The 9,843-nt window shown below is 69.0% G+C and carries 9 protein-coding genes and 1 pseudogene; 6 read left to right on the top strand and 4 right to left on the bottom strand.

Features of this window, described 5'->3' with window-relative positions; all coding sequences use genetic code 11:
• Positions 1-328 precede the first annotated feature (328 nt).
• Complete coding sequence (locus D7Y11_RS39150) at positions 329-664, bottom strand: hypothetical protein (RefSeq protein WP_126936227.1); 336 nt, start codon at positions 662-664, stop codon at positions 329-331.
• 330 nt (positions 665-994) lie between these two features.
• Between D7Y11_RS39150 and dnaA the strand changes: the two genes are divergently transcribed.
• On the top strand, positions 995-2,350 hold the full coding sequence (dnaA, locus tag D7Y11_RS39145; protein ID WP_120576133.1) for a chromosomal replication initiator protein DnaA: 1,356 nt from the start codon (positions 995-997) through the stop codon (positions 2,348-2,350).
• A gap of 5 nt (positions 2,351-2,355) precedes the next feature.
• On the opposite strand, the gene D7Y11_RS39140 is transcribed toward dnaA, so the two are convergent.
• A complete protein-coding gene (locus D7Y11_RS39140) occupies positions 2,356-2,796 on the bottom strand; it encodes a CBS domain-containing protein (protein WP_120576160.1) in 441 nt (146 codons plus the stop codon).
• Positions 2,797-2,980: 184 nt separating this feature from the next.
• Between D7Y11_RS39140 and D7Y11_RS39135 the strand changes: the two genes are divergently transcribed.
• Positions 2,981-3,793: a hypothetical protein gene (locus D7Y11_RS39135; RefSeq protein ID WP_120576134.1), complete on the top strand. Its 813-nt coding sequence runs from the start codon at positions 2,981-2,983 to the stop codon at positions 3,791-3,793.
• A 10-nt stretch (positions 3,794-3,803) separates the two neighbouring features.
• Positions 3,804-4,571: a hypothetical protein gene (locus D7Y11_RS39130; RefSeq protein WP_126936226.1), complete on the top strand. Its 768-nt coding sequence runs from the start codon at positions 3,804-3,806 to the stop codon at positions 4,569-4,571.
• A gap of 9 nt (positions 4,572-4,580) precedes the next feature.
• On the opposite strand, the gene D7Y11_RS39125 is transcribed toward D7Y11_RS39130, so the two are convergent.
• On the bottom strand, positions 4,581-5,402 hold the full coding sequence (locus tag D7Y11_RS39125; RefSeq protein WP_126936225.1) for a DUF4190 domain-containing protein: 822 nt from the start codon (positions 5,400-5,402) through the stop codon (positions 4,581-4,583).
• A gap of 132 nt (positions 5,403-5,534) precedes the next feature.
• Here D7Y11_RS39125 and D7Y11_RS39120 point away from each other — a divergent pair, with 132 nt between their 5' ends.
• Together D7Y11_RS39120 and D7Y11_RS39115 are read left to right on the top strand one after the other, a co-directional pair.
• The gene (locus tag D7Y11_RS39120) at positions 5,535-6,941 is read left to right on the top strand and encodes a pitrilysin family protein (protein WP_120576137.1); all 1,407 of its coding nucleotides are present in this window, start codon (positions 5,535-5,537) and stop codon (positions 6,939-6,941) included.
• 2 nt (positions 6,942-6,943) lie between these two features.
• On the top strand, positions 6,944-8,440 hold the full coding sequence (locus tag D7Y11_RS39115) for a pitrilysin family protein (RefSeq protein ID WP_126936224.1): 1,497 nt from the start codon (positions 6,944-6,946) through the stop codon (positions 8,438-8,440).
• A 66-nt stretch (positions 8,441-8,506) separates the two neighbouring features.
• On the opposite strand, the gene D7Y11_RS39110 is transcribed toward D7Y11_RS39115, so the two are convergent.
• Positions 8,507-8,788, bottom strand: coding sequence for a hypothetical protein (locus tag D7Y11_RS39110; RefSeq protein ID WP_120576139.1), 282 nt, complete (start codon positions 8,786-8,788; stop codon positions 8,507-8,509).
• 457 nt (positions 8,789-9,245) lie between these two features.
• Here D7Y11_RS39110 and D7Y11_RS39105 point away from each other — a divergent pair.
• A pseudogene (locus D7Y11_RS39105) lies at positions 9,246-9,843 on the top strand (bifunctional aspartate kinase/homoserine dehydrogenase I); the annotation flags it as partial.

Genomic DNA, 9,843 nt, shown 5'->3' with positions numbered 1-9,843 from the left:
CACCTTCGGCATCTTGCCACCTCCATCGAGGTAACCCACCAGACGCCTTCCATCGTGCCGATGCGCAGGCTCACGGCCGCTCGATGGCCTGTCAGCTCATCCCTCGCTCAGGATCGGATCCAGACCCACCAAGGGGGTGTTCAGCCAGTGGAGTAACTCTGGGAAGAGTCACGACTCCGATGTCACCTTCTCGTGGGTTTCTGCTGACGGAACGGCCCAGAAGATTCAGAAGAAAAGCCTGTACGCCAACAATCGCCACAATGACCCGGACCGTAACTGGGGCCTGGGGCGGGAATGAGCCGGCGCGTGCGGAGGCCGCAAGGTCCCTTCAGAACAACCGGCGCGGCACGCCGGATGTTTCGAACAGGAAGTCCCGGGACGCGGTGACCCGCTGACGCAGGCCCTCCAGGTCCACGTCCACCAGCGCCCCGCGCCACTTGCGGACTTGTCCGGCCACGATGACGGTGTCCACGTTGCTGCGCTCCATGAGCGTCACCACGCCGCCCTTCACCAGGTAGCGGCGGCCCGCCTTCCCCGTGTCCTGTGACATCGTCTCGCGCACGGGCACCGTCCCCCGTCGAAGACATCCCGCGCCCAGGAGCAGAGCCCCCGCGAACAGCGCGCTCCTGCGCGTCAGCCCCGCTCCACGATGCGGTTCACACATCCCGCCGCTCCCAGGCCTCGAGGGTTCCCTCCCATGCTGCCGGGAGCAGGGGAGGGCCACGGACGGACCTCCGCCATCCGTCCAGCGCAGGACGTCCCGGACACACCGGTGGATCCGTTCAGGTGGCTCCACGGACCACCTCGCACAACCCACCGGAACGGCTCGCGCTAGAGGCGAAAAAGCGGATCCACCGGGAGTGATCATCCCCACCCGCCAGGACGCCCCGCTGATCCGTGCTACAGGCCGGTTCCTTGATCAGCCGGAGAGCGGGTGTTAGCACCGCCGAACGCCCGCGGGTTCCCTCGTTCCGCGCCGTCCCTGAGCCTCCAAGTGAACGCCCTCGCCCAAGCCCCTTCGCCTTCGCTTCCCAGTGCCGGCGTCATCTGGACCCGCACGCTGGAAGCCATCCGTCAGGAGGGGCTGCACTACGCCCTCACCTGGCTGGAGCGGATGCGCCCCATGGAGGTGCGCGAGAACGCCCTGGTCCTGGGCGTGCCGGACCGCTTCTTCCGCGACTGGGTGGATGACCACTACCGCGCCATGCTGGAGACGCACCTGGCCCGGCTGGAGCCGTCCCTGGGCCGCGTCGCCTATGAGGTCGTCGTCGGCATCCCGCCGTCCGCGGACCTGCCACCCACGCCCATCGTCAAGGTGAACTCGCTGCGGCCCGCGCGGCTCAACCCGCGCTTCACCTTCGACACCTACGTCGTCGCGGACAGCAACCAGCTCCCCGCCGCCGCCGCGCAGGCCGTGGCCCACCGGCCGGGCCACAACTACAACCCGCTCTACATCTACGGCGGCACCGGCCTGGGCAAGACCCACCTGCTCCAGGCGGTGGGCAATCACATCTGGGAGAAGGACCCCACCCAGCGCATCGTCTACCTCTCCAGCGAGCAGTTCACGAACGAGTACGTGGAGAGCGTGCGCGAGCACCGCATGACGGACTTCCGCCGGAAGTTCCGCGAAGAGTGCGACGTGCTGCTCATCGACGACATCCAGTTCCTGGGCAAGCGCGAGGAGACGCAGAAGGAGTTCTTCTACACCTTCGAGACGCTCTTCGGCCTCAACAAGGCCATCGTGCTCACCAGCGACATGGTGCCCGCGGAAGTGCCCGGCATGGAGGACCGCCTGCGCAGCCGCTTCGCCATGGGCTTGATGGCGGACATCCGCGAGCCCTCCTACGAGACGCGCGTCGCCATCCTCCAGAAGAAGGCGGAGCAGGAGGGCCTCGACCTGCCGGACCCCGTGGCGCACTTCATCGCCAAGCACGTGCAGAAGAACGTGCGTGAACTGGAAGGCGCGCTCGTGAAGCTGTCCGCGATGCACAGCCTCACCAAGCAGCCGGTGACGGAGGAGTTCGCGTCCCAGGTGCTGCGCGACATCCTGCCCGCGCAGCGCGCCGTGGACGTGGACGCCATCCAGCGCGAGGTCGCCCGCTTCTACAAGGTGACGGTCGAAGCGCTGAAGGAGGACCGGCGCCACAAGGCGCTCGCGCACGCACGCCAGGTGGCCATGTACCTGAGCCGCAAGCTGACGAAGAGCTCCTTCCCGGAGATCGCCTCGCGCTTCAACAAGGACCACTCCACCGTCATCTCCGCAGTGCGCAAGGTCGAAGGCCTGCGGGAGACGGACGCGGCCGTGCACCGCGATCTGTCGGAGCTGGAGACGAAGCTCGGCGGCATGTAGCCGTCTCAGGGTGCGGCCGGCTGTGACGGGGCGGAGACCTCCTCGAGCGTCCTGCCGCTCTCCTGGTCGCTGAGCTCCGCCGAGACATCCCCCAGCGAGAGGATGCCCACCAACCGCTTCTCCCGGTTCAACACCAGGATGCGGCGGATCTGCGAGGCCCTCATCTTCTGGGCTGCCTGGGTGAGGTCGTCGTCGTCGTAGACGAACTCCACGCCCCGGGTCATCGCCTGGGCCACCTGGGTGCGCTCGGCGTCCAGTCCCTGCGCCACCGCGCGGATGACGATGTCCCGGTCCGTGACGATACCCACCAGCTGGTCGCCATCACACACGGGGATGGGGCCCACGTTCAGCAGGCGCATCTTCTCCGCGGCGACCCTCAGGGAATCAGACGGGCGGACGACCTCCACGTCGGATGTCATCACGTCGCTCACTCGTTGCGTTGCCATGGCGTCTCTCCTGTGGGGTTCCTCCTTCAGCGTGGGCACCGGTCTGTCCGCTGGCATGCGCCACCATCGCGGGTGTCTGTCCATTTCCCCGGGCTTCGGGCATGCTGTGGCTTCGTGGGCCCTCCGGGGTCCGCGCATCGGGACGCCCGGCCGGAGGCGCTCCCCCTCACGCGTTGCTTCCGACATGCCCTCCATCCCCTGGTTGCGTGCCTCCGGCCTTGCTGTCGCCGTGCTGTGTCTGTCTGCCTGTGACAGCGACTCGGACACCACCGAGCTGCGCTTCGGCATCAACCCGTCGACCTACATGCGTCCGCTGACGGCGGAGGCCTCGCCGTCCCGGCGGATGACGATGGACGCCCCGCTCGCGTCGCCCACCTTCTCCTCGAACGACGGTCTCAAGTTCACGGTCGAGTCCGCCAACGCCACGCTGTTCGACGTGCGTCTGGAATTGCCGTCCGGGCGCGAGTGCTCGGACTACGAGGACCCGCTGGCCCCGTTGATGACCTGCACCGACGCGGCGGATGGACAGCCCGGGACGTTGAGCGTACGGGAGCCCCTCGACGTGAATTGGCTGAGCGCCACGATCATCCCGGACTGGACGCTCCGTATCCCCCAGGGAACCTATTCCCGCATCGAGGCCCGCCTGGGTCAGAACGCGCCCTCGCTCCCCAGCTTCAGCATGGCCGCGAGCTTCACCTGGGAGGACCAGCGCCATGTCCTGACAGTGGCCTTCCCGTCCACCGCGGCCCTGCGCTTCGAGCCGCGGCATCCCTTTGACCTCAGCGACGCCGAAAACCCCGTCGTGGTGGGCAGCCTGGACCTGACCACGTGGCTCGACGGCGTCCCCGTGGCGAGCTGTCTGGCGTTGGGAGACCTGACCCTGGACGGCACCACGCTGCGCCTGGAGAGCGGGACGGGTGCGTGCGCGGGCGCCGCCGAGCGCGTGAAACAGAACATCGAAGCCAGCACCCGGATGTACCTCGCTTCCCACCGGTGAACCCATGTCCATGACCTCACGTTGGCTGTGTCTGTCTTTGATGTCCCTGGGGCTGTCCGGCTGCGGTGACAGCCATCCCCGGCTGTACTTCGCGCTCAATCACTCGTTCCTCCAGGGGAGCTCCCTGGCGGTCCCGGCCTCGGGAGTCCGGGCGATGACGGACCCGCCCTCGCTCCGCGACATCAAGTCGGGTGACGGATCGGCCTTCCAGCTGGAGTTCGCCACCGCCGACATTGCGGACATCCGTCTGGAATTGGGGGGAGGACTGCGTTGCGAGGACGTGGAGGACGAGCTCCCGGAGGGCACCGGGTGCGTCCAGTCGGGAGATGCCCCGGGCACGGTCACGCTCGCGGGTCCGTTCTCCATCGACCTGGGGACTGGGGAGCCCTGGAATGACGTGAAAGGACCGCGGGTGCCCCCCGGCATCTACCGGCGGGTGGACTTCGTGCTGGGGAAGAACGGTTTGAATGCCCACACCCGCCTGACCCAGGACTCGCGGGGCTGGGACATGAACCTCACCTTGCCCGAGGGCACGGCGCTGGGCTTCGAGACCGCCTACGACCTCACGCTGGAGGAGGGGGGTTCCCTGCGCGTGATGTTCAACCAGGATGTCTGGCTGAAGGAGCTGCCGCTGGGGACGTGCTTCCTGGGCGGGGACCTGCCCCGGACAGACTCAGAGCTGCGCCTGGACGAAGCGCGCGGCGAGTGCCAGGGCGCCGGGGACCGGGTGCGCGACACCATCCGCACCCGGATCTCGCTGCAGTCCCGCACCTTCTGACCGCCGCGGTCAGGAGTGGATCAGGTCCGCCAACCACGGCAGCAGGACGAACCACCACAGCAGCGGACTGACCAGCCCCAGGACCAGGCCCGTAATGGCCTGGCCCTGGCGGCCAATGGGCGGGGTCGCCGCCGGGTCCACGCGTGTCAGCGCCACCGCGCCGCAAATCACCGCGATGGGTGAGAGCAGGGGCATCAGCACCGAGCCGAAGCCGAACCGCAGCGCCTGATGCGCCATCGGGTTGTTGAAGCGCTGGTCCCAGAGAAACTTCAGCGCCCCGGGCGACACCGGCAGCCGGAAGAAGAGCTGGTTGCGCACGTCCCGGTGGATGCGCAGCCCGGTGAGCACCCCGGGGATGGCGCACAGGAAGTAGAAGAAGCGCCCATCCCGGTTAATGGCATCCGCCGCCACGGCCATCACCAACGGCGTGACCAGCATGGCGTGCCGCGCCCAGCGCTGGCCCAGGAAGAAGGCCACGCCCACCGGAACGGGCAACAGCAGCAACAGCGTGAACAACGACGACTTCGTCGCGCGCAGCCCCCACTGCGCCAGCGCGGCGGCGGTGGCCACGCAGAGCAGCAGCGTCACGCCTCCCACCACCCACGCCCAGTCATCGCGCCGGCCCCAATAGCGCTGGCGCAGGGCCTCCAGGTAGTTCACGTCCGGGCGCGCCGCGCAGGCCGTGCAATACAACCGCACGCCCAGGCCCGCCACGGACGTGGCGCAGTCCGCGCAGAAGAAGCTCCCGCAGCGGGAACAGGTGCCGCCCGCGGGCAGGTCCGGGTGGACCGCGCAGCGGCCCTGCTGGGAGAGGGGCACCTCCAGGCTCATGGCCGCAGTGTCGCACGGCGAGCAACACCCGGCACCCCCGGGCCCACCCCGTCTCCTTCCGGCTTACAGGCCCCGGGGCGCGTGCTAAGCGCGCGAGAGAACGTCCTGAACCGTGGAGGAACCTTGTCCCGATTGAAGGCCCTCGCCGCAGCGGCCCTGTTCGTGGGGCTTCCGGCGCTCGCTCAGACCCCCGAGGCGAAGCCGCTGGAGCCCGGCCGCGAAAACCTGGCCATCCCGTATGAGAAGTACACGCTGCCCAACGGCATGGAGGTCATCTTCTCCGTGGACCGCAAGCTGCCCGTGGTGGCCGTCAACATCTGGTACCACGTGGGCGCCTACGACGAGCAGCCGGGCCGCACCGGGTTCGCGCACCTCTTCGAGCACATGATGTTCCAGGGCTCCAAGCACGTGCCGGACGACGTGCACATCGGCCTGCTGGAGCAGGCGGGCGCCACGGACCTCAACGGCACCACCAGCTTCGACCGCACCAACTACTACGAGACCGTGCCCAGCAACCTGCTGGAGACGGCCCTGTGGTTGGAGAGCGACCGCATGGGCTTCCTGCTGGACGCGCTCACGCAGAAGAAGCTCGATACGCAGAAGGAGGTCGTGAAGAACGAGCGCCGCCAGAGCGTGGAGACGGCCCCCTACGGCGAGGCGCAGGAGAAGGCGTGGCAGGCGCTGTTCCCCGCGCCGCACCCGTACTCCGGCAACGTGATTGGATCCATGAAGGACCTGGACGCGGCCACGGTGGATGACGTGAAGGGGTTCTTCCGCAAGTGGTACGCGCCCTCCAACGCGACGCTCGCCATCGTGGGCGACTTCGACCCCGCGAAGGCCAAGGCGCTGGTGGAGAAGTACTTCGGCACGCTGACCTCTGGACCCAGGCCCCAGCGTCCGGACGTGAAGCCGGTGAAGGTCACGCGTGAGACGGTCATCCGCCACGACGAGAAGGTGGCCACGCTGCCCCTGCTCACCATGTCCTGGCTCACCGCCCCGTACCTGAAGCCCGGGGACGCGACGGCGGACGTGCTCGCCACCGCGCTGGGCACGGGCCGCGCGAGCCGCCTGTACCGCCGGCTGGTGCTGGACAAGCAGCTGGCGCAGAGCGTGGACGCCGTGCAGCAGAGCCAGGGCGCGCAGTCCGTCTTCTCCATCGAGGCGGTGGCCCGGCCCGGCGTCACCACGGACACGCTGAAGAAGGAGATCGACGCGGTGCTGGACGAGGTCCGCAAGGACGGCGTCACGCAGGAGGAGATTGTCCGCGCGCGCACCCGCTATGACACGCGCCAGCTGGCGGGTCTGCAGGCGGTGGGCGGCTCCGGCAGCAAGTCCGACACGCTCCAGAGCTACAACCAGTTCGTGGGCGAGCCCAGCTACGTCGCGCAGGACCTGGCGCGCTACCAGGACGTCACGCCCGACGCGGTGAAGCAGTTCGCCAACGACGTGCTGCGCCCGGACGCGCGCGTCGTGCTCCACGCGGTGCCGTCCGCCGACAAGGCCGCGCCGTCTTCCGCCCCGGGCAAGGAGGCCCGCTAGTCATGCACCGCCGAATCCTCACTGCCCTCCTCACGCTGTCCGTCGCCGGCTGCGCCACCACGAAGCCCGCGGAGACGCCTCCCACCGAGACGCCCCCCACGGCGCAGCAATCCCAGACACCCGCTCCGGACGCGGAGGCGTTCCGCGACCAGCAGCCCAAGCCCGGCAAGCCGCCGGAGCTGGTGCTGCCCACCTTCGAGCAGGCGAAGCTGGACAACGGCCTCACCGTCATCGTCAGCACGCGCAAGGAATTGCCGCTGGTGTTCGTGGGCATCGCCTTCGCCGCGGGCGGGTCGCAGGAGCCCGCCGCGAAGCTGGGCATCGCGGACCTGTCCTACCGCATGCTGCTGGAGGGCGCGGGCAAGCGCGACACGGTGGCGCTGGACAACGCGTTCGCGGACCTGGGCGTGTCGCCCGCGATGTCGGTGGACCCGGACGGCGCCTTCGTGGGCGCGCGCGTGCTCACGACCAACGTGGACGCGGCGATGAGCCTGCTGTCGGACGTCGTCCTGCGGCCCACCTTCGACGCGAAGGCCTTCGAGCGGCGCAAGAAGCAGCAGCTGGGCGAGCTGGTGCGCCGCATGGGCGACCCGAACTTCCTGGCGCAGCAGGCCTACTACCAGGCCGTGTTCGGCGCGGACCACCCGTATGGCCACACGTCCGGCGGTACGCCGAAGACGGTGGAGTCGCTCACGCTGGCGGACGCGAAGAACTTCTACACGAAGAACACCGGCCCTCGCGCCGCCGCGCTCATCATGACCGGCGACGTGACGCTCCAGCAGGCAGTGGAGTGGGGGAAGAAGTACTTCGGCGGGTGGAAGGGCGGGGCCGTGGCTCCCAAGCCGCCGCCCGCGCCGCCCGCGCCGCCGCGTCAACTGGTGCGCGTGGTGCCCAAGCCGGGCCTGGAGCAGACGGTGGTGCTGGTGGGCCGTCCTGGCCTCGCCACGGGCCACCCGGACGAGTTCCCGCTGGAGCTGGCCACCACGGTGTTCGGCGGCTTCTTCGGCAGCCGGCTCAACATGAACATCCGCGAGGACAAGGGCTACAGCTACGGCGCCAACGCGCACCTGGGCACGCGCCTGGGCGTGGGACCGCTCACCGCGTACGCGGCCGTGCGGAAGGACGTGACGGGTCCGGCCCTCAACGAGTTCATCAAGGAGCTGGCCGGCATCAAGTCCAACCCCATCACGGAGAAGGAGCTGGCCGCGGCGCGCGAAGGCCTCATCCGCGCGTTCCCGGGCGCCTTCGAGACGGTGGAGGGCCTGGGTGTCAGCGCCGCGAATCTCTACTTCCACCGCCGGCCGATGGATGAGTTCAAGCGCACCGTGGAGGGACTGGAGAAGGCCAGCGCCGCGGAGGTGCAGCGCGTGGCCGAGTCCTACCTGGACCCGGCCAACATGCAGGTGGTGCTCGTGGGCGACCCGCTGGTCATCCAGGAGCAGGTGACGCCGCTCAACCTGGGCAAGCTCACGCTGGAAGAGACGCCGGCGTCCAAGTAGCGCAGCGCTTCACTTCGAGATGTTGAAGCCGGGGTCCCGACGTGGGTGTCGGGGCCCCGGTTTTTTTCATTCCCGGGTGGGCTCGTTCTCTTCCTGGCGGGCTTCGGCCCTGAGGCGGCCGCGCTCCTCGCGCTCCTCGTCGTCGACGTCATCGAGGACGCTCTGGGGGTTGTTGCGATCCCCGCCGACGGGGGCGTCGCTGTCGAAGGCGAACTTCTGCTCCTCGGTGGAGTGCTTGGCGTCGTCCGCGTACAGGGGCTTGGTGTCGTCCGCCTCCAGCCCCCGCTCCACGCGGTCCTTGGCGAAGCCGGGTTTGTGGGCGGTGTCGCTCTTCTTGCGGGTGGCCATGGGTTGCTCCTGAAGGGGGTGGGACAGCTCACACACGCTCAATGTCGGCAGCCCTGGCCGCATGCACCACGGTGGGGACCGTGGAGCGGGGGATTGGTTGCCTGCCCCCTGACCTTGGAGCGCGGAAGCGGCTAGGATGGAGACTCCATGGTTGGACGCAGCGGGAACAGCCAGCGGCACGAGGGGACGACGTCCTCCGTGGGCGCGCGCGTCCAGACCGTGATGACCGAGACTTGCACTCGCACCGGCCTGACTCCTCGCGGAGCGCGGACCGCCTGACTTCCGAAGTGGACCTCCTGAAGGTCCCTCCTTCCGAACCCGGCCCCGCGCTCCTCCCGAGCGCGGGGCTTTTTCGTTGCCCCATCTGCCAGTCGTCACCCCCGAGGACCCGCATGACGCCGCTTCCGATGTGCCGCCCCAGCCACCGAGTCCCGTCGTTCCGGAAGGAGTCCGTGTCATGCGCGTGATGAAATTCGGTGGCACCAGTGTCGGAGATGCGGAACGGATACGCGGAGTGGTGGCGCTGGTGGAGGAGGCGCGCAAGGCCGAGCGGGTGATGGTGGTGGCGTCCGCGGTGTCGGGCATCACGAATCTCTTGGTGGAGGCGGCGAAGGTGGCGCAGGAGGGCGAGTCCGTGCAGGAGGCCTGCGCCCGGTTCGACGACACGCACTCCGCCATCGCGAAGGTGCTGAGCGTGGACCTGAAGCCCGCGCAGACGCGGCCCCTGGCGGAGGGGCTGGTGGCGCTTGGCGTCGAGCTGCGAGGGCTGCTGCAGGGCGTGGGGTTGCTGCGGGAGTGCTCGCCATCGGTGCTGGCGCACCTGTCGGGGCTGGGGGAGCGGGCGTCGTGTCTGCTGCTCGCGGCGCTGCTGGAGGCACGGGGCCTGGAGCCCGTGAGCGTGGACCCGAGGCAGGCGCTGGTGTGTTCGGGAGACCCGCTGCAGGCGACGCCCCGGGTGGAGGAGATTCGCGCGAGGTTCGCGACGTTGCGCGAGGGCGGGCCGGGGCTGATGTTGATGCCGGGCTTCTTTGGGGGGGATGCGCGCGGCAAGACGA

Source organism: Corallococcus sp. AB018 (assembly GCF_003986945.1).
In the GTDB taxonomy this organism is placed as follows: domain Bacteria; phylum Myxococcota; class Myxococcia; order Myxococcales; family Myxococcaceae; genus Corallococcus; species Corallococcus exiguus.
This window is presented reverse-complemented; position numbering and strand designations above follow the sequence as displayed.